This window comes from Pseudoalteromonas sp. CnMc7-15 (assembly GCF_022347925.1).
GTDB lineage: Bacteria > Pseudomonadota > Gammaproteobacteria > Enterobacterales > Alteromonadaceae > Pseudoalteromonas > Pseudoalteromonas ruthenica.
On sequence record NZ_JAKRFT010000004.1, the window covers coordinates 137,396 to 158,555 of the forward strand.

Consider the following 21,160-nt stretch of genomic DNA (forward strand, 5'->3'; position numbering starts at 1 on the left):
ATTAGCCTTTGTATTTACTCATCACCAATGTGGCGTTGGTACCGCCAAAGCCGAAGCTATTCGACATCACGGTATTAAGCTCCACATCGCGGCGCTCAGTGGCTATATCCAAACCTTTTGCTTGCTCGTCCAGCTCATCAATGTTGATAGATGGCGCTACAAAGTTATTCTCTAGCATAAGCAAAGAGTAAATCGCTTCATGGACACCGGCTGCGCCGAGCGCATGACCCGTCATTGCTTTAGTGGCGCTAATAGCCGGTGACTGCTCACCAAATAGCTCTTGAATTGCACCGAGCTCTTTGACGTCGCCCACTGGCGTTGAGGTGCCGTGGGTATTGAGATAGTCAACAGGACCCTGCAAGTTTTGCATCGCTTGTTTCATACAGCGAACGGCGCCCTCGCCCGATGGTGCCACCATATCGAAGCCATCAGAAGTTGCACCGTAACCGGTAATTTCGGCGTAGATATGCGCGCCACGGGCCAATGCATGCTCTAGCTCTTCAACCACGACGATACCGCCGCCACCAGAGATGACAAAGCCATCTCGGTTAGCATCATAAGTACGAGACGCCTTTTCTGGCGCATCGTTATACTTGGTCGACAAGGCGCCCATAGCATCAAATTCCATCGCAAGGGTCCAGTGCAGCTCTTCACCGCCACCGGCGAAAATAACATCTTGCTTGCCTAGTTGAATTTGCTCTACCGCATGGCCAATACAATGCGCCGAGGTGGCACAGGCCGAACTGATAGAGTAATTCACACCTTTAATTTTAAACGGCGTGGCTAAACACGCCGAGGTGGTGCTAGCCATGGTGCGCGGGACCATGTATGGGCCTACCCGCTTAACTCCTTTCTCGCGAAGAATATCGGCGGCTTCCACCTGATACTTCGATGAGCCACCACCAGAGCCAACAACCAATCCGGTGCGCTCATTAGACACTTGCTCGTCGGTGAGTTTAGCGTCAGCAATGGCCTGAGCCATTGAGATATAAGAATAGGCCGCTGCATCACCCATAAAGCGGTGGGCTTTGCGGTCAACGTGATCTTTAACATTAATATCAATGTGGCCAGAGACCTGGCTACGCAAATTGTATTCTGCAAATTCAGGGTTAAAGGCAATACCACTTTTACCCGTTTTTAGAGATTCCAGTACTTCTTCTTTATTATTACCGATGCTAGAGACAACACCGATACCCGTAATGACGGCTCTTCTCATGAGAATTTACCTTAGCTTAGATCTAAATTGCGTATAGTTTACGCGGAAACTGATTCCGAAGTGGTCATTCCAGCGTACATATGTACACTGAAATTTTCAAGCGCCCGAGATGATCTTTTAGTGACAATATACGCACCGCTGTAAAGTCGCTAAAATAGTGGGCAAAGACTTACTCAAAGAGCCAAAATGATTACCCACGCTAAAATCCATTTTAATGACTGTGGCACCCCCGTCGCCGATGATTTTGACGATGTTTACTTCTCTAATGAAGACGGCCTGGCAGAATCTGATTATGTATTTTATCAGCATAACCACATCAGTGAGCGACTACGCAGTCATCCGCGCGAGCAATTTGTCATTGCCGAAACAGGATTTGGTACGGGTTTAAACTTTTTGAACGCATGGCAACGCTTTGCCACCCAAACAGAGAAAAAAGCCACCCGGCTGCATTTTATTTCCTTTGAAAAATTCCCTATCCAGCGTCAGGATTTAGCCCGAGCTCTAGCAGCCTGGCCGCAACTGAGCCATTACAGTGAGCAACTGGTGGCACAGTACCCTGAGGCCTTGCCTGGTTGCCATCGCCTGCACTTTGGCGAAGTTACCTTGGATTTATGGATCGGCGATGTGCTTGATAGCATTGAGCAGATGAACTTCAATCAGCATGGTCTCGTCGATGCGTGGTTTTTAGATGGCTTCGCCCCGAGTAAAAACCCTGATATGTGGCAGCAGTCTTTGTTCGATGCCATGGCACATCTTGGTCGCGAAGCCGCCACCTTTACCACCTTCACCGCTGCAGGCTTTGTACGCCGAGGGCTTCAGCAAGCCGGGTTCAAGGTGAATAAAGTGAAAGGCTATGGCCGCAAGCGCGAGATGATAGTGGGTAAGCTTGAACGTACCACCACGACCACCAATGTTCCGGCGCCATTTGTTCACCATACCCGCCCCTTAGATAAGGTTGCTATTGTTGGTGGTGGCATTGCTGCGGCGACATTGGCTCACCGGTTAACGGCACGCAATATTCCTTGCACCCTCTTTTGCGCTGACGACGAACTGGCTCAAGGTGCGTCACACAACAAACAAGGCGCAGTGTATCCGCACTTGCAAGCAGATGTATCGCCCTCCAGTGAGCTCTTCGCGCACAGCTTTTTATATGCCAAGCGCTTGTACGAGCAACTGGCAAACGATGTTGATTTTGCCCACCAATGGTGTGGCGTGCTGCTACAAGGCGTTAAAGAGGAAGGACAAAAACGCCATGCCAACTTGCTCAGTAAGAACAATTGGCCGCAGTGGTTGATACAGGGTGTAGATGCGAAGCAAGCCAGCGATATTGCCGGCATTGATACTCCCTATGGTGGTTTATTCATCCCTGATGCGGGCTGGGTTAGCCCCGTGGAACTGGTGCAGGCATTGGTCACTCAAGCCAAGCGGCAGGCGCAGCTCGACATCCATTTTGCCACTCAGGTTACGGCTGTTAATCGCGTGGGTGAGCGGTGGCAGTTGCTATGCAAAAACCAGGGCTATGACGGTTTTAGCGATGTATTTATTTGTATGGGGGAGCACTCCACTGAGCTGTTGCCAGAGAACGAGTTGGCGCTACAAAGTGTGCGCGGTCAAGTGTCACACCTGAGCGCCAGCGATAACTCGCGCAAGCTCAACACTGTGCTTTGCCACAAAGGGTATTTTACACCGGCTCACGATGGCAGCCATTGTATGGGCGCAACCTTTGAAAAAGACACCCAAGCGCGAGATATTCGCGATGCTGATGATCGTACTAATTGGCAACAATTTGCCGGGTTTTATGGTGATTGCGAGTGGACTCAAGAGTTGGAGAATATCAACGGTGCCAAAGCCGCTATTCGCGCAACCCTCGCCGATCATTTGCCTATTATTGGGCAATATGCGCAACAAGACGATTATATGGCGGCCTTCCCATTGCTACCTAAAGGACAGTGGCAAGGCCAGCAACCACTGCGTCATCAAAACCCTGGTTTACACTTGTTTACTGGCTTAGGGGCACGAGGCTTATGCACGGCTCCCCTGTGCGCTGAGGCACTAGTGGCCAGCCTATGTGATGAGCCATTGCCGATTTCAAATCGTGTCGATCAGGCCCTGCACCCTGCCCGTTTTATTATTCGCGACCTAAAGCGCGGACAAATAAAGTGATTTTTGGTTAAATATAGGTTAAATTTTATAATATAAAGATGTGTTTATAATCGGAGTGAAACCATGAATAACGCTTTTCGCCGACTTGCTACCACCCTTGCAGGAAGTGTTTTGGTAGCGGCGAGCAACCTAGCCTATGCGGACTTGTCTTTGCTACCTTTGCCAGAAGATTTTACCACCCGCATGACCGTGGAAAAGAAATACCCCATGGTGCTTGATGGTTTCACTCGACTTACTGACAACGAAGTCACTGATTTTTATCAGAGTAAGCTGGGTGAGCCGTTGAATATTACCAGTGATATTGGCCGCTTTACCTTGTTTTATGATGTAAACGGCCATCCGGTACGCATTAGTGTGTATCAACGTGATGAGTGGACAGAAATCAGTGCCATGGTCAGCGCCGCTAACGAATAAGCTACGCTGATGAGCCTTATGGCTTAGCTATTTGAATCACTACGCGACGGTTTTTGCCGCGACCAATCACCGTCTCGTTTGGAGCGACATGGCGCTTCTCGCCAAACCCCGTAGTCACCAACTTACCTTCATCTACACCTAACTCTTTAATATACTCGGCAATCGCCGCCGCACGGCGTTTAGAAAGTTCGAGGTTATTCCAACGTCCACCATAGCTATCGGTATAGGCCGAGATCATCACCGACTCTATTTCTTTGTCATGCTTGAGGTACTCACCTATCTGTGCGAGGCGCTTTTTCGATGACTTGGTCAACTCGCTGGAGTTTTTCTTGTAATTCATCACCGTAAACGCGATATCTTCAAAACTAAAAGGCAATAATCCGTCACGACATTGTAAAAACGCCCAATACGCTTGCTTAAAATTAACCGACGATAAGCCTACCGAAACCTGATCACGGGCGTTACGCCAATCTTGGTAGTAAAAAGTGGGGTGATTGCCCTTCTCTAGCTCTGAGAGCATCTCCCAGGCCGTGCTGTCACCGAGCTCGCCATCGAATTGCCGCAGTAGCTCCATTGACGCTAACGCTTTCGCATGGGTGCCTGGGCGCCAGCTTGGCGGCACTGCTTCCAATGCAGCTAAGTCATAATTATTGGGGCGAACAACCATGTCCAAATTAAAGTTTAAGGCTTTATTTTTGCTGGCATGAGCGCGGAATATGGCTTCGCCATAATAGGGAACTTCATGATTAAGTTGGCACTGTAAACGCGAGTTTTCTACCAAGGTCCAATGCGAGGACTGTGCTGAAGCCTCGTAGCTGCGCATCGCCGCCTGCGCCTGAGCACTTAACAACACACTCAATGCAATTAATGAAAACCTAATCATGATGTGAACATACCTCGTCGAACCATTGACGCTTTTACCGTGTACGAAACGCAATGCAATACTTGTACCACAGAAAACGAACTTGATGGCACTATGGCGTGATTAATTTTACCTTAGCCCCTGTTGGCATGGCGCAGTTTTTGCCATAATAGCCGGCCTTTATTGGCTTTGGGCAGTATTATGGCAGACACAGAACCAACACGCTTTGCACAGCGCTTTCGTGGCTTCTTTCCTGTAGTTATCGACGTGGAAACCGCTGGCTTTAATAAAAATACCGACGCATTGCTTGAAATTGCTGTCACCACATTAAAAATGGATGAGCAAGGCTACTTGCACCTAGACCAAACGCAACACTTTCATGTTGACCCTTTTGAAGGGGCAAACATCGAGCAATCGGCCATTGAGTTTAATGGTATCGACCCTTTCTCGCCATTGCGTGGCGCGGTGGATGAAAGCGAAGCAATGAAAAGTATCTGTAAATTTGTACGCAAAGCGCAAAAAGACGCTGGTTGCCAACGCTCCGTGGTGGTTGCTCATAATGCCGCCTTTGACCATGGCTTTTTAAATGCCGCCATTGAGCGCTGTAAAATTAAACGCACGCCATTTCACCCCTTTGTAAGCTTTGACACCACGTCGCTGGCCGGATTAGCGTTAGGACAAACGGTACTGGCGAAAGCGTGTCGCACTGCGGGAATCGAGTTTGATAATGCCCAAGCGCACAGCGCCTTGTATGATACAGAGCGTACCGCTGAGCTGTTCTGCTTTATCGTTAACAAATGGCAAAGCTTGGGAGGCTGGCCGCTCGCTAGTACCGAGACTAGCGAAGAGCCTACACCGCCGGCAAATACCGAAGGCGTCTAAGGCCGCAAGTGCCTTAAAGTGGAAATTGTTGAGTGATTTTGCCTTCACTCAACAGCGCTGAATGCGGCGGATAGATACGCGATATCTGCGTGATATCATGGGCAATTTTCAGCTCCACTCCAGGGTGCATTAAGTCATTTACCCGCACACGGCTCGTGCCCAACAACATATTAATACGCTGTTGCACGAGTCGTTTTTTCTTCTCTACCCCTTGCTTGATGGCCACCCACTGAGCTTCATGCTTATCCAAATGTGCGCACTGACGTTTGCGTTTGTCATTATCCGCCTCTTTTAAGGCCTTTTTACGAAGCACCTGTAAGGCAGCAAACTTCTCGTTAATGCGTTTTTGCTGTTCAGCTAAGGTTTTACGCTTTTGTTTTAGTTCATAGTAATACTGACCCAGATACACTTTAGTGCGTGTACCCGATGGCGCACCTAACTCGCCAGTCTCTATGCGCAAAGCATTGCTGACAAAGCCACCAATCAACTTGCCTCGGGGGTTTTTGCCCCGACCAACACGAATTAAGCGCCGAGCGCTTAGCTCACAGTGCAGTGCTTGGCGGTCGATAAAGATATCTTGCTGCGATTGGATATCACTGTATTGAGCATAGCCAATAGAGACACTGCGTTTAGCTTGAATACGGCAACTACAGGGTTCAGACTCGTCTCGTTTGCGTCCGATCACGCCCTTAACGACGGTGATCTCATTGTCGCTTTGTAGCGTTGCCGATTCGACAAAGCCCAAGACGGTGATATCACCAGTGGCGACAATTTGCATCGCATCTTTTACATCACCGCTGACAATCACACTGCCCTCGAAGCGAATATGCCCCGTTGTTGCATCAACGAAGTCATAGCACAGCACGTCGTCCACTCGCACACCCCGAGCAAGTGCAACCGGCACCCCGACAGCGTCGGCCACCAAGAGGTTCTCATTGTCACTATCTAGACGCGTGCCTTCCATGACCTCAAGCGGGAACTGACGACCGGGTTTAGGCGCAAGTTGCTCACCAAATAAATTGTACCCAGGTTCCCCTGCCGTTGCTGGCACTCTTTGCATTAACGGGCTACCCGGCTTCACAGTAATAATATCGCCAAGGTCGCGCATGTCCACCTTGCCATTCTCAGCTTCTTTCGGACATAAAACGCGGTCTTGAGCGGTGGCGCATAGACGAATAAAACGTGCATCTTCACCACTTTTGGCTTTACGCCCAACAGCAACAATTGCCGTGGCACGCCCCCCTGGTGGCAGCTCAAACTGCTTCGCTAGCAATAACTCAAGCGCTTTACGACTAATACCTTTTTTGATTCCAGCTTCACGAAGTTGACGCACAGCGTTGTCTAAATCTAAAATTTCACCACCACGAGCGCAGGTGAGCTCGCCCTCTGCCATCATCAGTGGTTCATCGATATTAACATTCAGACGAGCATTGACTACCCGCGCTACAACACGTGACTGGTTAGACTTAGACGGATTAAATAATGCCGCGATATTGGCATCAAGGATTTCGCAGTCGGCGTAAGGCGATTGCGCCAGTAATTCCATAAGCTGGGTAGCGCTGGCAGGTACTGAGCCATTCATGGGATGATCAATTAAGCTCACCTCGCCACTGAGCTTATCAAAGGCAAATAGGGACACGTTATTTTACTTCCAAGAAGCGCCCAGCAAGTGAGCACGATTTTATTATTAGTGTTTTTGCATCGAGCGCTATTTGACCATACTCATACTTAATTGTTAAGTAATTGTTCATACTCTTTTCGCAGTTGTTATAGCAAATGTGTTGTTTTTGCACAGGGAATAGGCAAACACGCCTGATTTATAAGAAATTCAGTTGCTTTCGCTTGTAGTAGGGTCATGCTCTCAGTTATACTTGTGGATACTGAAACGTATTTCAGGGGCTGATTAGGATTCGACGGGATTCAAGACGCCTGAGGTGCATGTCGAGGTGCGGTTGGCCTCGTAAAAAAGCCGCATTTTAAAGTAATCGCAAACGACGATAACTACGCTCTAGCGGCATAATAGCCCGCTAGCACTTCTCCGGTGTATGTCTGTGGACCCGGTTCTGAAGTGTCACCCTACACAGACTCGCTACGGAAACCCTGGCCGGGGTTGAAGGGTTAAAACTAAGCGGCCTCGCCTTTGTTTATCGTGTGCGTCCGAGACTCAAAGGTTAACCAAAAGACGACACTAAACATGTAGGACCGATGGTCGAGGTTTTCCGGACGGGGGTTCAAATCCCCCCAGCTCCACCACTTCACAGTTCGATTAAGTTCGAAAACGTTAAAAACCCGTTGAGTTTCAAAGCTTAGCGGGTTTTTTAATGCCTGTAATGTACGCCCACGTTTTTTGAAATTCAGTTGTTTATGTACTATTTCATGTACTAAGTTAGTACATCGCACTCCAACTCGTAGTATATGGGTGCGTCAAAGCCCCATATATCAGAGCCTTCAGGGAATAGTACATATGGCAAAAACAGTTAATCCACTCAACGACACGCAACTCAAAAACATCAAGCCCACTGATAAGGAGCCTATTCAGCAGTAAAGATTAGAGACAATCACGGCTCACAAATTATAAATTTCTAAGCTGCCTGTTCGGCAGTGAAGTTACTTAGCCTGCTTTTCATCTGCAAAGCTGTTTTCTAAGCTGCCTGTTCGGCAGTGAAGAACACCTATCCACCGTCAAAGACAGTGCTAGCTTTCTAAGCTGCCTGTTCGGCAGTGAAGATCGATGCGTTTTACGAGGACGGTTTCCTTATTTTCTAAGCTGCCTGTTCGGCAGTGAAGTTACTTAGCCTGCTTTTCATCTGCAAAGCTGTTTTCTAAGCTGCCTGTTCGGCAGTGAAGAACACCTATCCACCGTCAAAGACAGTGCTAGCTTTCTAAGCTGCCTGTTCGGCAGTGAAGATCGATGCGTTTTACGAGGACGGTTTCCTTATTTTCTAAGCTGCCTGTTCGGCAGTGAAGTTTGGAGGGTCATTGTCATGATGCCATCCGGCTTTCTAAGCTGCCTGTTCGGCAGTGAAGCATGACCAAACAGGATTTTAAAGCGTTACTATTTTCTAAGCTGCCTGTTCGGCAGTGAAGTAAATAAATCTAGCAATATGATCTTCTTGGTCTTTCTAAGCTGCCTGTTCGGCAGTGAAGGCCTGGCACTTTGGGGGGGTCCCCTTTGGGGGTTTCTAAGCTGCCTGTTCGGCAGTGAAGAATATGACCTGGGCTAACCGGTTTGCATGGTCTTTCTAAGCTGCCTGTTCGGCAGTGAAGGGTCATCAACTTTATGCGATAGTGGCGCTACTTTTCTAAGCTGCCTGTTCGGCAGTGAAGAATACATCACCATAACGCCACCCAGTTCCGGTTTTCTAAGCTGCCTGTTCGGCAGTGAAGTGGTGATTTTAACGGCCATTTTGTTTGTTTGTTTTCTAAGCTGCCTGTTCGGCAGTGAAGGTGACGCTGTCCTTTCTTGTGAGCCAGGTTGTTTTCTAAGCTGCCTGTTCGGCAGTGAAGTGACAGACCAAGAGGGTTTTGTCGGCGTCCAGTTTCTAAGCTGCCTGTTCGGCAGTGAAGGCAACTTGGCCATTTCTTCCTGCCACTTTGCATTTCTAAGCTGCCTGTTCGGCAGTGAAGTGTGAATCTTTAGTGATTCGGTCATCCATATTTTTCTAAGCTGCCTGTTCGGCAGTGAAGCATCACAGATGATCACCCAGATTCGCTCTATCTTTCTAAGCTGCCTGTTCGGCAGTGAAGGGGGTTTTTCATCTGGTGATGGTGTTTGATATTTTCTAAGCTGCCTGTTCGGCAGTGAAGTATAGAGTAAATGAAAAAAAGTAAGTTGCAACAAGCTATTAAGATAAAAACCCAGTTTTACCTTAATTTCACAGGATGTTGCAACATGCTGTATTTTAAGCAAATTTTTAAAGAACAAAAATAAAGGGGAAAAAATCCTTTATTTGTTAGAACTGTGGCACACAGCCCAACTCTCTATCTCCATTTGATTTTGCGCTAAGACCATAACAATCGAAAACTCCTTGTTGGTCAATTTCAACTTTTGCTAACGCAATAAACAGAGGGTATTTACTATTGGTGTCTGGTGAACGTTGCTTTGTTTGTTGACTATGTAAATAAACAAAAGGTAAGTCACATTTTGAAGAAGGTTTGGTGCTTTCTAGCTCTGCTAAGCATTCAACTAAAGGCTTACCACTTTTAGCCGACCACCGTTCAGCCTTTCCTTGCATCTCACGATCAATACGCCCAGGTGATTTAACATGCTGACGAGTAAAACTCACCCATGTTACGTCTTCTGGTACTGGTTTTATGGCTTTTATATGACAATAGTCTTCAAGACGAGTTAACCATTTATTAATGGATAACTTTTCTAAGTGTGTCTGCTCTTTTGCAAACAATCGCAGCTTATTGCCGAGCGGAAAGCCTTTTTGACCATAATTAGGAAAGCCAACAGCGACCCCAGATTGGTTAGGTGCGACCTTGTTTTCTACAAGTGCAATATGCACTTGCTGAAACACATTTTGCCATATAAATCCGAGCGGTATTTCAGCCTCTGGCAGCAAGGTGATTTCTTGGTAGTAGTTCATCGCGACTCCTTATTCCCCAAACACACCACCACGGATCAGCATGGCCATTACATAGTGTTGTTGTTCCATTGAGGGCGCTTTGCCTTTCAGTAACCAAGCATCTAATAAGTTGTAAAAGTCGGTTTTTTCTTTTGGCTGGCGATATGCCGCACCACGGTTGGTTACCGAACCATAAGGTTCAACCGCAATCGCACCTATTTCATCGGCTTGTGGGTGCCAAGTATCAATGGTACGTAGGGCATTACCAATTTTTTGTGAGTGCATCGCTGCTTGCCCATCAAGTTGATACAAAAACTTACTCTTATCCCCTTTGCCACCACCCATGACTAACTCTTGTGATGGGAACACCGCTTGACCTTGGCCTAATTGGCTGTAAGCCTCAACTTTGATAAACGCATGTTGCTCAATCAAGCCTTGTTGAATCATTTGTGTCAACTCATTGAGCTGCTCGTTGTCATCAAATGCTTTTAAGCTGAACTCATAGCTATCGAAACTAAATTGTTTTTCGCCAACGCTAACAACCACTTTAACTTGCTCTGCACCAACACGATTGCGCCATAAAAAGCGCCCATTTGCGATGTTATGAGCATAACGCTTGGCTAGCTCTTTGAACTCAGTCTCTATTTGATACTGCTTCACAATCTCGCCCAGCGCAGCTTGATAAGTAGGGTCATTACAAGTTGAGGGTACATGCAAGTCGCTCAATATTCTTAATGTAAATACGAGTTTTAGTGTGTCGCAATCATGGGGTAACGCGGCTACATCTACAGTTTGCAAGTTCGCCTTCGAAACTTCAGCGTCTAGTTTCGCTGGGTCATTCGCCGTTGCAGCTTTTAATCTGTTTGAAATAGTGCCTCTAACCGCCTTTTCACCAACTAAGATCGGTTGCCAGGTATCCGCGCCCAAATTACCTGCAAACATGAGTGCGTCAGATGGAATAAGCTTTGCTTCAAAAGCCAATACTGAAGGGGTTTTTAGTTTTACGTCTGCCATGGTTAAATCTCCATATTCTTAAAAATTATCTGGGTTAAATGCCGCTTCGCTGTCGATGAAGTCAGGTTCAATAATAGGTTGGTTAAATTCGTGTGTGGTCGCGATGTACCACGGATGATTATCGGTATAACGCCAAAGGGCTGTTTCAATGTGATGAAGGCGATGCACACTTTGCCACTCACCCACACTGTATGCGGTTTCAGCAAAGGTCACAGGCACTGTATTGTCTCGTACATTGGCGACCTCACCAGCGTCATATAAAGGTGAAATTGCGCAAAAGCCTGTGGCAATCGGTACTAAATAGCCTGCATTAGGCTTGGGTACGTACTCCCAATTGGCTTTGACTATTGCCTGCTCTGCCTCAACAGTATCTTCTGTTTGTTGATGTTCACTTGGGTTTGCACGATAAGTTAATGTTGCAAAATCACACCAAGCATCAAATAAGCACACATCGTCTTGTTCAGTTTTTCGCTGTTCAAAGTGCGCTGCAAGGTATTCGTGACGATCCATAAGTACAAAGCCCGGCATTAAACGGCGCAATGCATAAGCTTGTTGCTCTTCTGTATTTAACAGTTCACACGCTTCAAACCCGAGTATTTGACCACCAGCCAGTCTTAACGTTGGGATCAACCGCTTTAAATGCGCTTTAAGATCTGTTTCTGTCAGGGTGTCACCTGCTACCAACCCTTTTACTTCAACTAATAAAGAAATTTGCATATTCATGCGGCCTTCTTCATTAATTGGCGCTGTTTTACCTTGATATGTAAGTGGGTTACGGGTTAATGCAAACACATAATCGCCCCACCCTTTAGGCTGGCGAGCATGCACCTGATTTTTGTGGCTGATAACCACCACACCACCTAAATTAACGTTTAAACTTGAAGGTAATTTTCTTGAAAGCGCATGAGCAAAGCCTAAAAAGTTGGTAATTGCAGGAAACCCATAAGTGAGCCCTGCAATAGTATTGGCGTTTTGTACATTAAGCTTTTTGATTAATATATATTGGCTCATATTACAGATCTCCTAATTTTGGCGTATGCCGCTCAAACGCTTTGAGCTGCTGCAAACACAGCTTTTTAAAATAGCTGTGCTCGTTATCACCTAAAAGGTAAGCGTCTTTATTTTCTAGTTTCCTTAGTAGCCAAGTAGCAAAATCGTGAGCGACTTCATCTTGCCATTCGCGTTTGTCACGTTCGGCTTGAAACGAGGCATTATCATTAAAAACATCAAGCCATAGGCAATGTGCTTTTTTCATTTTGATGTCTGCCGATGTTGCCCAGCCAGTTAATTCAGTTTGGTTTTGTAATATCGCGGCACGCTCAAATAAAGCATCTAAAATGGGTTGTGTGTACCAAAAGTCGCGTTTGTAACGGGTTTTGAAATTACGATCACTGTCTTTTAAGTTTGCTAAAAACGCTTTAAATTCTTTGACATTTTGTGCTGTTAAATAACTAAATTCACGATTAAAAAAGCTCGTTTGCTTTGAAGGTGCTTTAACTTGCCCTTGATAGCTTGGCGGAGCACAACTGAGCAAAAAGCACTTACTCCCACGCTCACTTTTACTGTTTAAAAGTGAAATATTTTGTGGTTGTGAACCACCAAAGTTTTGTATCGCCGTTTCAACAAAACTTACTGATTCATACGGGTGATAATGCCCTTTTTTACGCGCCTCTTTTATCGCTTTTGCTTCTTCACCAAAACGCGTTTGAGTTACTGCGTTATGAAGCTTTTGGGACACCGCTGATGATGTGAGCGGAATCAATAGATGATAGGCTTGATCTTTACTGTTACTTTGCGATACAGGGTAATAAAGTTGCTTACTTAAGGTATGCCCAGCCAACTTTGCGTCGCCCAATGCTTCTTTAAAGCCTGCTTGCCACTCATTTAACACCTGCTCATCATCTGTGAAGGCATTAAGTGCCTTTAAGTGGCCTGCCTGCAATTGAGTTATCAAGCTTTCACCTGCAACTTCAATTTTTAGCAATTTAGCCACATCATGCACTGCTGCATTACCAACGGCATCAATAGCCTTTTCTTTTAAACTAGCTGTTGTCACATAGCTGCTGTTTATTTCATGCTGAGTAACTAGCATGCTACTAGCTTTAGCATCACTATGAGTATATTTAGGCGCATGGGTTGCCAAGCTAATTTGCTTGGCGCGTTTTGTTGCATCGGTTAACCAAACATCCGGTTTAAACGCAGCTTCTATTGGTGCAGCTTGTTCTGCATAATCGGCTTTGGCCTGTGCTATGACAACAGGATCGTCGCTTTTTTCGAGCACTTTATTTAAGGCTTTTAAAAGTGGCTCGAGCTTAGTTTGCTTGCGCTGCTCGATATAATCGGCAATGGCATCGCTCAAAGTGCTGTCCATTCGTCTTCCTTCGTTGTTATATTTTCATAAATTCCCAATTGGGGGTGCCAACTCCAAGTAATGGATTGTTCATTCTGCTCGGCACGTAAACTGACTGCGCCTAATTGTTCACTGGCTTTTTGTAAGGATAAATTAAGTGCGTCGGCGTAATGTTGATAAACACCAATAACACTGTGTGCAAACCACCAATGGCAACCATCTGCCAAAGCTGTATCATCTTGCAAAAACCGTGATTGCTTGCTGACGTAACAATAAGGTTTTCTACTGGTATCGAGTTGGCTCCAGCAAAGTGTTTCGTCTTCAACATGTAAAATAAATGCTTCTTGTGGTTGCGACTGTCTAAACTCGGTTTGGCGAATAAATTCGGCGTTCCAATTCGCATCATACGATTTGCTTGAGCGCCACCATAAATTGGCTTCTTTGTAGTTACGGTATAGTGGCAACTTGTACTTTTCACCCATTGTTTTTTCTAATGCAAAGCGCAGGGCACGATGCTCTTGTACTAAAAAACTTGTTGTTTTATTCGCTTGTGATTCGTTACTTTGAGGGTCGAACATAAAGTCGCTCCCCTTAAATTCGGGCTCGACTATTCGCGATATCGCAGAAATATTGTCAAGTTCAGTGCTGAGCAAGTTTTTAAGATTATGATCGCCAAGTGGTAATGCTTTGCTTTCAAAACCGGGTTTACAATACGCCGAATTTTCCCCCTTAAGAGCTCGAATATTCTGCTCTAACACATACAAATTACTGTCGCTTGGTGTTTGCTGGCGATGGCGCTGAATACGACCAGCTAGTTGAATTAATGAGCGCATTGAACTTGGTTCGGCAATCGCCCAGTCGTAATCATGATCACGACCTACTTCGACAACCGAAGTGCCTAAAACCACAAATATCAAGTTATTTGCCTTACTGGTTTTTAACGCTTGTTTAATTTCTGGCTGTTGCCAAAGGGCGTTTTCATCATGCCTTGATAATATATTGTCGAGGCGAGTTTCTTTATAAGAGCGCAGCGCCAACGGGTATTGTGAGTGATATACACAGTAAAACACTTCATGGTCTGGCATAGCGGTTATGGCAAATAGTGCCTTTGCTGTAGCAACAATAGGGTTAATATTCGCCATTCGCACTACACCAAGCGACACTTTTTTACCGCAAGGGCTTTGACTGTGATGCTTGGCATGAAGCTTAAAAACATTCGTGTAAATTGTGTTAGCAACTTGCTGATAAACGGTATCGCTTTGTTCAAACTCGATTGGCGCAATTTGGCCTTTTCTCAATACTTGCTGTTGTTTTTGTAATTTTGTAATTCGCTTTTTAACATAGGCGTTGTGTTGTTCTAGGTAATGCTCTTTATTACTAATTTCTTTAGTAACACTCGAAAACTCGTCGACCCACGCACACACCACTGAGCATTTTTGATGATCACCAAACTGCGCTTGATTAAAGTGTTCTCTGCCACTTTGATAAGCGTCAAATAGCGTTTTAATCAGCGCAGGTGGCAAAGTGGCCGAAGACAACAAAACGCGAGAGCCCAACATACCTGCCCAGTTCACCAATCGACACAATGCGGGTAAATCCTCTAAACCAAAGTCATCTGGCTCGTCGAGTACCAAATCAGAGGTAAGTAAACGCAACATAGGTGCTATTTGCTTACCTCCGCGCTTACTTTCGGTGGCTGGCATTAAATGGTCGATGGTACTGACAACCACGGGCGCACTGACTAACTGTTCTAACTTAGGGCTGCTACTTAACCAATGTTTTAACCGCCCGTCGTAAATTTGGCCTTGGTAACTGACGCATAAATCAGCTAATAAATCTTCAGCAGATTCACTGCCAGAACCCATAACTTCCTGTTCTTTGCTTAACTGGTATAGTGTTTTCACTGCTTGAGAACCAACCAGTACACCTAATTCATCGTCACCTAACTTTAACAGCGACTTGTATGCATCACCTGTTTGTAGCGTAAGCGTTCTTAACCCAAGTGCGACTGAAAATCGGCAGCCTTCTCTTTCATCTGCAAGTGCGTACATAATACGGGCGTTTGCAATGGTTTTACCGCAGCCTGTTGATGCCATGTTCACTCCAAAAAAACCTTGTTTCTCGGTTGTTTTGGCAATTGTTTTAATTTCGCTAAACGCTTTGTCTTGCCAGCGGTACTTGGCCTGTGCAGCACTTTTCGTAAACAGCCTATGTTGCGTAATCGCAGGCAAGGTAAATTTAAGCGCAGGTAGGTTTTGAATAAAACGCTGGGCATTTGCAGCAACACCAATGTTGTGTTCATCAAGGTGCTGTTTGGCTTGTGCTTTATTTAAATTTGCAGTTTTATCTGTATTGGCAATAGGTTGATAATTTGGGTCGCGCCAAGCTGATTTGCACTTTTCAAAGGGCAATGATGAATAATAGTGATCGGCCAACATAAGGCTCATTCGCGCAATATGCGCAACGAAAGTTTGCCCAAGCCAATCCATATTCATTGCACTGATAGCAGGGTTCTTTAAGGCTCTTGTTGCAAGCTTTTTCGCTTTGATTTGCCAAGTTTGACTTACTAAAGGTGTACCAAATTCAAACTGCCAGTTTTGGGTAATAGCATCTTCACCATAGGCGCTTAGATCTAACGCATTGGCAGAGTTCCAATGACTTGCACCACAAGTATTTAACCATTGTTCCATTTGATCAATTTTTGCCACTTTGGTGTGATCTAATGGCAGCCTGTGATGCGATACCACTAACCAAGCGACGAGCTTTGCAAGTGGCGATAAATGCTCAAACACGCGCTGTTGTTTTTCATTATCTTTGCACATATTAGTGAGCATGAATTGCTCTAATTCACTCGCTTTACTAGGAGTGAGCATTGCAAGCTCAGTTAGCCAAACTTCATCCGCTTTATGTTTTACTAGTGCTTCAAATAACCTTAGCGATACCCATTCGTGACGATAAGGCTCACCTTTTTGCTTGGTTTTGCCCGCCAGTTTGGCCTGAAATAAGGTATTAGCTTTGCCAAAATCGTGGAATAACCCAGCAAGACTTGTTGCTAGTAAAATGATTTCATTCAACTGCCAACCTTGTTCCCATTCTTTGTGTTCAAGATTGAGCAAAGTTCTGTTAACCGGCACTACACCTTCCAAATTAAACTTATTCTTATTGCCAATCACCCATAAAAATTGGCTGCGGGCGCGGCTTCTAATCCAATGGCAGCTCACAGCGGTACTGCGGCTGGCGGTTTTGCGCAGCATCTTTTTAACGGTATCGAGTCCGTCTTGGGTGATCACGGTTTGCCATGTATTGTCGCCAATTCGATTGGCAAAGGCGTCGAGTACTCGTCGTGTTTTTTTGAGGGCGTTTTTTTCGCATTGAGAGACAAAGGTAACCATCATAATTGGTCACCCGCTGGGTTGTTTCCTATCGCATCAATTTGCTCTTCTGTTAAGTTTTGCAGTGCCACTTTCTTAACTTGCTCAAACATATAATCAAGCGCTTTGTGATAGGTAAAAGCTTGCAAAATTTGCTGGCGAAATTCTTGCTCCGTGGCATTTTCTTTGGCGCAGATAAATGCCCAAGGCAGCACCAGTGCATCTTTAATCAAATCGGCTATATCAAACACCAATGCACCGCGCCTAGTTTTGCCGTGCATGACGGCAAATCCATGAGGAATACCAAGCACCCAAAGTGTGCAAGCGGCCAACCCATAAGCTAAGTAATTTCCGTGGTTTAAAAAGTCGTTGGCTTTGCCTATATCGAGTGTGCGGCTTGATTGGTGTTGACGTTTGAACCCTTCGTTTTGCGTTGCATCAGCGGCATATTTGTAAAGCACCTTGGTGAGCTGAGCTTCCGTTAACAACAGTTCCTGCGAATTGATGGCTTTTTCAGTTCGGGTAAAAAAAGAGTTGAGCGCGTTTTGAATGGTGTTATCGTCAAAGTCAAAGCCCTCTGTTTTTAAGTCTCGGTTTTTTTGCCAAACGTGTTTTAGAAAGTCGATACGTGCATGCTGAAATGTTTTTGCCGCTGCCAAACGTTTGTCGTCATCAAACCAAAAGCCCATCCAGCCTTGTAAGTATTCTGTAGGTCGGTATTCGTTTTGTGGAGTAAACCATTCAATTTCATTGCCCATGTAAAGCGGCGTGCCCCCACCTCCACAAAAGCCGACCAGCACGCCAGCTTGTGCCAGCATACGCATTGCGGCTTGGGTGATAGATGTGCCATTGCCTAACAACAACACGGTTGTATTGGCTATGGGAATGTTGAAGTAAAGGTTTTCTTTGGTGGCTTCAGTTAAATACAGCACACGACCATCTTTTTGCATTACTCGACAATATTCGAGGTAATACAAGTTGGCACGTTTTGAGTGTAAGATTGCTTTTAAATCTAAGGGGGCTAAGTCATCCATGAAAGGCCTTTTTAAAAGGGTTTAGTAGAAAATATTAATGCATTGCACTAAGTTAGGGTACTAGCCATCATTCGTCAAAATGTGGTTGAGGATGTTTGACTAGATTCTGTGAAAGTTTTTTAGAAATTTATTTTTCTTAGATTTTTATCATACTAGGTAACTAATATTAATAGAAAAATCTAATAGTCTTGTATGAAAAGTTGCTTTTAGTAGAAGTAGGGTTACTTCAAGCACACTATCGTGGATATGTTTTAACATTTTTGCGATCCACCGCTAAAACATCGACATTCATGGGAATAACAGGCTGTGTGTTTATTAGAAAAGCGCTCATTCTTTTAGCGATAGACGGCGCTGCAGCTGAGTAAGCGCTGAATCTAAGCTTTTCATGGTCAGAGGTTTTTCCAGTAACACCTCAAAGCCCGCGTCTTTTGCGCGCTGCTTGGTTACACTGCACAGTTGCTTGACCATTAATATCAAGGGCGTTTGCTGATTAGTGCCTTGGTTATGCTGAATTTGATATGCGATGTTTATACCATCGGAGTCATCAAGGTTAATGTCCAGCACGATTAAATCAAATGCGTGTTGTTGTAATAGTTTCAGTGCCTCGCGGCCATTAAGTACTTCAACCACCTGACACTGATAATGCGCTAAGCAGCGGGCGCTTAATTGCAACGACACCTCATCGTGATCCACCAGTAAAACATTATTAACTTGCGCATCTTTGACACAGGGCTGCACCCGCTCGATTGTGGCTTTCGACGTATCAACAGTGTCACCGCTTTGCTGACTGCGGCTAAGCAAGCACTGCTCCAGAAGATCTAAAGCTTGCTGCTGTAAATGTAGCAGCATAGGTCGTAACTCATCGGAGCATAGCCGCGAAAGCAACGCCTTTACCTCTTTAACATCAACCTGTTCACCGTCATCACCCAAGTGCTGGGACTGATCCGCAATGTGCGCTTGTAATTCATTTATAGAGTGAGTAAATGCCTCTTTCAGCGCTTTTTTATGTCGCAGCCCTTCAAGCATTTGCTGCTCTACTTTAGCGCTCAGGTGAAGCTGCTGAAAATGGGCCTTTTTAGCTTGCTTCGACGCTGCCACCACACCCAATTGGCGCATTAAGGTGGTTGCAACTAATATCGGCCGATGTACCTCGTAGAGCGGGCGCACCACCACGTAGTCATCAATAGCGTCGATGGCAAACGCGTGATAGGCGTCCGCTTCGTCTTTACGAGCAATAAGGTAGGCAACCTTAAAGGTGGGCGGCGTGCGCTGCATTGGCTCTAAATGGGTGTAATAAAATTGCAGCGCGTCGGCAAAATGCTCAAAAGACATAAACACAACTACAGCGGGAGATAGGCTCACAGCAGTCAGTAGTTGCTGCTTATCACTGGTAACCAAAATATGGTCAAAGTGTCTGCTAAGCACATCAATCGCATGCTGATCGATGTCTTTATCTGGGGTGTAAAGAGTCACCGTGTAGTGCTGATGGTTCTTTAAGTTGTCATACATAGCTCACCACTCCCAAGGCCCGCACAAACGTTGCCACAAGTATAGTAGAGACGCCCTCAACTGCCTTTTTTAGCTCGCTGAGCTTGTATTAACAGCAGCTCTGCCTTAGCACCTAGATAAACATACACGCCTAGCCCTATCAGCAACCCCATCACACTCAACATCATCAGCAGCGCGGCGGTGGTGTACTCTGTCTGCCCCAAAGAAGCCTTGAACATGGTCAATAACGCTTCAATGGAGATGGCAATAAGGATAGTGGAAATAAATCGCGTAATTGTTCGTCGCGTAGAACTGTGACGGAAGATATCTTTGTGCATTAAAATTTCTTCCTCGAGGATGGTTTTACCTAAGTCAAATACGGATAACGCTAAGGTAATAAAGATAATAATGCCAAAAGGCTGCAGCGGGTCGCTATCACCATTTAGACTCAGCAATAAGTGCCAAATTTCCATGCTAACGGTGTACATAAGCACTAATACCAGTGTAAATAAGCTCATAACAATGACACTGTAGCCGGCTTTAAATACGCCACTAAAACGGCTTCGAGAACGGTCCCCCATCACATACTCCACCAGCTGAGCGAGGTGAATATCAACCACTACATAGCCTTGGTTGTCGCTACCTTGGTGGCAAGGGGCCATCACCGACACACATAGGTTGCCGGTGGCTAAAGAGATGTAAGGTTCGCTGAGTGTAAATTGGCCCTGCTGCTGCGCCGTGAAGTAAGGCCGAGAGGCTCGACTACACCCCTGCCCGTGCAGGGTATTCCCTTTGTTATCGATATTGGCACTCAGTTGCACCGCGTTGCTATCAAGTAAATAACACAGCTCAGCAAAATGGTAATGTTGGCATAGCTTTGCAAAAGCAAGGTGTGGCTGGTTTTGCCACTGCGGGTGGGCTTGCAAAGACTGAATAAGTGCATCGAGTAAGGGGGTGATGACGCTATGATGCTCTTGGTAGCGTTCAATCACGCTCAGGTAACTAATACCCATGTCGGTGCTCCTTAACCCCTTGCTTGGCAAAGACCGCCGCAGAATTAGTGCCAACTCTATTTTTCTTTTCGTGTTCAGTACCTTAAATTTTTATTCGCATAATCTGGTGCAGTCATTGCGCCATCAGTGCACAGCGCTGCTTCGAAATGGTGCACCGTCACAACTGCTCAGATAAAAGTAGCAAATTCATGCTCTATTTATATTTTTACCGCTATACTGAGCCCAGGTTTTGTCAAAGAGGAAGACACAATGAAGCAATTATTAGCTGTTATTACCGTTCTAGCCAGTGCCTTGGTACTGAGTGCTTGTGAAGATGCTAATGAAGCAAAAGAGCAAGCGAAAGACAGTGCGGTCGAAGCAAAAGAAGAGATCAGCCAAGCATGGGACTCTGCTGTTGCAGATGCTAAAGATCTTAGCGCGCAATTGCACGATGAGTCTTTCGGTGAGCAACTTGATGAGCTTGTTAACGAAACACAAGCACTTGTTGCCGTAGCTAGTGAAGAAGGTAAAACACATTTAGATAATTTAGTTGCCGATTCTAAAGATCTAGCCCAGCAAGCTTGGGAAGAGTCAAAAGAAGGTGCCGGTGAATTATCAGAAGAAACAAAAGAAAAGATTGAAGAGCTGAAAGAAAAAATTCGCGCTAAACGCGAAGAGTTAGAAGCGAATCAATAACAACCACAGTTCAACATTGTGATGCACCAAAACCCAGCCTAGCGCTGGGTTTTTTATTGTTTGCTGTGTTAGCACCATAGAGTACATCCATTTACTTCGCTAAATCA

General features: G+C 45.6%; 15 protein-coding genes, 1 other RNA gene and 1 CRISPR repeat array. Of the genes, 5 read left to right on the forward strand and 11 right to left on the reverse strand.

Going from position 1 to position 21,160, the window contains the following annotated elements; genetic code table 11:
* Nucleotide 1 precedes the first annotated feature (1 nt).
* Nucleotides 2–1,216 carry a beta-ketoacyl-ACP synthase I gene (gene fabB, locus MHM95_RS11070; protein WP_022945657.1) on the reverse strand — a complete coding sequence of 405 codons (1,215 nt, stop codon included), beginning with the start codon at nucleotides 1,214–1,216 and terminating at the stop codon, nucleotides 2–4.
* Between the two features lie 186 nt (nucleotides 1,217–1,402).
* Between fabB and mnmC the strand changes: the two genes are divergently transcribed.
* Both mnmC and MHM95_RS11080 read left to right on the forward strand, forming a co-directional pair.
* A complete protein-coding gene (gene mnmC / locus MHM95_RS11075; protein WP_239385288.1) occupies nucleotides 1,403–3,379 on the forward strand; it encodes a bifunctional tRNA (5-methylaminomethyl-2-thiouridine)(34)-methyltransferase MnmD/FAD-dependent 5-carboxymethylaminomethyl-2-thiouridine(34) oxidoreductase MnmC in 1,977 nt (658 codons plus the stop codon).
* 63 nt (nucleotides 3,380–3,442) lie between these two features.
* A complete protein-coding gene (locus MHM95_RS11080; protein ID WP_138547863.1) occupies nucleotides 3,443–3,793 on the forward strand; it encodes a hypothetical protein in 351 nt (116 codons plus the stop codon).
* Nucleotides 3,794–3,809: 16 nt separating this feature from the next.
* On the opposite strand, the gene MHM95_RS11085 is transcribed toward MHM95_RS11080, so the two are convergent.
* The gene (locus tag MHM95_RS11085) at nucleotides 3,810–4,676 is read right to left on the reverse strand and encodes an OmpA family protein (protein WP_045978129.1); all 867 of its coding nucleotides are present in this window, start codon (nucleotides 4,674–4,676) and stop codon (nucleotides 3,810–3,812) included.
* Nucleotides 4,677–4,856: 180 nt separating this feature from the next.
* Here MHM95_RS11085 and rnt point away from each other — a divergent pair, with 180 nt between their 5' ends.
* Nucleotides 4,857–5,537, forward strand: coding sequence for a ribonuclease T (gene rnt, locus MHM95_RS11090; protein ID WP_026111206.1), 681 nt, complete (start codon nucleotides 4,857–4,859; stop codon nucleotides 5,535–5,537).
* A 13-nt stretch (nucleotides 5,538–5,550) separates the two neighbouring features.
* Here rnt and MHM95_RS11095 read toward each other — a convergent pair whose 3' ends face one another.
* Nucleotides 5,551–7,176, reverse strand: coding sequence for a FapA family protein (locus MHM95_RS11095; RefSeq protein WP_239385289.1), 1,626 nt, complete (start codon nucleotides 7,174–7,176; stop codon nucleotides 5,551–5,553).
* A gap of 256 nt (nucleotides 7,177–7,432) precedes the next feature.
* On the opposite strand from MHM95_RS11095, the gene ssrA reads away from it, so the two are divergent.
* Nucleotides 7,433–7,790, forward strand: a transfer-messenger RNA (tmRNA) gene (gene ssrA / locus MHM95_RS11100).
* A gap of 266 nt (nucleotides 7,791–8,056) precedes the next feature.
* A CRISPR array of direct repeats spans nucleotides 8,057–9,344; the repeat unit is 28 nt; unit sequence TTTCTAAGCTGCCTGTTCGGCAGTGAAG.
* Nucleotides 9,345–9,490: 146 nt separating this feature from the next.
* On the opposite strand, the gene cas6f is transcribed toward ssrA, so the two are convergent.
* The 8 genes from cas6f to MHM95_RS11140 all read right to left on the reverse strand — a co-directional run bounded on the left by cas6f (nucleotide 9,491) and on the right by MHM95_RS11140 (nucleotide 20,378).
* On the reverse strand, nucleotides 9,491–10,129 hold the full coding sequence (gene cas6f / locus MHM95_RS11105; protein WP_239385290.1) for a type I-F CRISPR-associated endoribonuclease Cas6/Csy4: 639 nt from the start codon (nucleotides 10,127–10,129) through the stop codon (nucleotides 9,491–9,493).
* A gap of 9 nt (nucleotides 10,130–10,138) precedes the next feature.
* On the reverse strand, nucleotides 10,139–11,122 hold the full coding sequence (gene csy3 / locus MHM95_RS11110; RefSeq protein ID WP_239385291.1) for a type I-F CRISPR-associated protein Csy3: 984 nt from the start codon (nucleotides 11,120–11,122) through the stop codon (nucleotides 10,139–10,141).
* 18 nt (nucleotides 11,123–11,140) lie between these two features.
* Entirely contained in the window at nucleotides 11,141–12,133 is a 993-nt protein-coding gene (csy2, locus tag MHM95_RS11115) for a type I-F CRISPR-associated protein Csy2 (protein ID WP_239385292.1), read from the reverse strand.
* Nucleotide 12,134: 1 nt separating this feature from the next.
* Entirely contained in the window at nucleotides 12,135–13,493 is a 1,359-nt protein-coding gene (csy1, locus tag MHM95_RS11120; protein ID WP_239385293.1) for a type I-F CRISPR-associated protein Csy1, read from the reverse strand.
* A complete protein-coding gene (gene cas3f / locus MHM95_RS11125; protein ID WP_239385294.1) occupies nucleotides 13,478–16,867 on the reverse strand; it encodes a type I-F CRISPR-associated helicase Cas3f in 3,390 nt (1,129 codons plus the stop codon). Before cas3f ends, csy1 begins: the two co-directional genes overlap by 16 nt.
* Nucleotides 16,864–17,877, reverse strand: a complete 1,014-nt coding sequence (cas1f, locus tag MHM95_RS11130; RefSeq protein ID WP_239385295.1) for a type I-F CRISPR-associated endonuclease Cas1f — start codon at nucleotides 17,875–17,877, stop codon at nucleotides 16,864–16,866. The genes cas3f and cas1f overlap by 4 nt, the downstream gene beginning before the upstream one ends.
* A gap of 327 nt (nucleotides 17,878–18,204) precedes the next feature.
* Entirely contained in the window at nucleotides 18,205–19,386 is a 1,182-nt protein-coding gene (locus MHM95_RS11135; RefSeq protein WP_239385296.1) for a response regulator, read from the reverse strand.
* A gap of 56 nt (nucleotides 19,387–19,442) precedes the next feature.
* Nucleotides 19,443–20,378, reverse strand: coding sequence for a general glycosylation pathway protein (locus MHM95_RS11140; protein WP_045978141.1), 936 nt, complete (start codon nucleotides 20,376–20,378; stop codon nucleotides 19,443–19,445).
* 249 nt (nucleotides 20,379–20,627) lie between these two features.
* Here MHM95_RS11140 and MHM95_RS11145 point away from each other — a divergent pair, with 249 nt between their 5' ends.
* Complete coding sequence (locus MHM95_RS11145; protein WP_022945666.1) at nucleotides 20,628–21,053, forward strand: hypothetical protein; 426 nt, start codon at nucleotides 20,628–20,630, stop codon at nucleotides 21,051–21,053.
* The last annotated feature ends 107 nt before the right edge of the window (nucleotides 21,054–21,160 follow it).

What these genes read in the sequence shown, in the direction of transcription:
- fabB (WP_022945657.1), bottom strand. Translation starts at nt 1,216, where the DNA reads ATGAGAAGAGCCGTCATTACGGGTATCGGTGTTGTCTCTAGCATCGGT.
- mnmC (WP_239385288.1), top strand. Translation starts at nt 1,403, where the DNA reads ATGATTACCCACGCTAAAATCCATTTTAATGACTGTGGCACCCCCGTC.
- MHM95_RS11080 (WP_138547863.1), top strand. Translation starts at nt 3,443, where the DNA reads ATGAATAACGCTTTTCGCCGACTTGCTACCACCCTTGCAGGAAGTGTT.
- MHM95_RS11085 (WP_045978129.1), bottom strand. Translation starts at nt 4,676, where the DNA reads ATGATTAGGTTTTCATTAATTGCATTGAGTGTGTTGTTAAGTGCTCAG.
- rnt (WP_026111206.1), top strand. Translation starts at nt 4,857, where the DNA reads ATGGCAGACACAGAACCAACACGCTTTGCACAGCGCTTTCGTGGCTTC.
- cas6f (WP_239385290.1), bottom strand. Translation starts at nt 10,129, where the DNA reads ATGAACTACTACCAAGAAATCACCTTGCTGCCAGAGGCTGAAATACCG.
- csy3 (WP_239385291.1), bottom strand. Translation starts at nt 11,122, where the DNA reads ATGGCAGACGTAAAACTAAAAACCCCTTCAGTATTGGCTTTTGAAGCA.
- csy2 (WP_239385292.1), bottom strand. Translation starts at nt 12,133, where the DNA reads ATGAGCCAATATATATTAATCAAAAAGCTTAATGTACAAAACGCCAAT.
- csy1 (WP_239385293.1), bottom strand. Translation starts at nt 13,493, where the DNA reads ATGGACAGCACTTTGAGCGATGCCATTGCCGATTATATCGAGCAGCGC.
- cas3f (WP_239385294.1), bottom strand. Translation starts at nt 16,867, where the DNA reads ATGATGGTTACCTTTGTCTCTCAATGCGAAAAAAACGCCCTCAAAAAA.
- cas1f (WP_239385295.1), bottom strand. Translation starts at nt 17,877, where the DNA reads ATGGATGACTTAGCCCCCTTAGATTTAAAAGCAATCTTACACTCAAAA.
- MHM95_RS11135 (WP_239385296.1), bottom strand. Translation starts at nt 19,386, where the DNA reads ATGTATGACAACTTAAAGAACCATCAGCACTACACGGTGACTCTTTAC.
- MHM95_RS11140 (WP_045978141.1), bottom strand. Translation starts at nt 20,378, where the DNA reads ATGGGTATTAGTTACCTGAGCGTGATTGAACGCTACCAAGAGCATCAT.
- MHM95_RS11145 (WP_022945666.1), top strand. Translation starts at nt 20,628, where the DNA reads ATGAAGCAATTATTAGCTGTTATTACCGTTCTAGCCAGTGCCTTGGTA.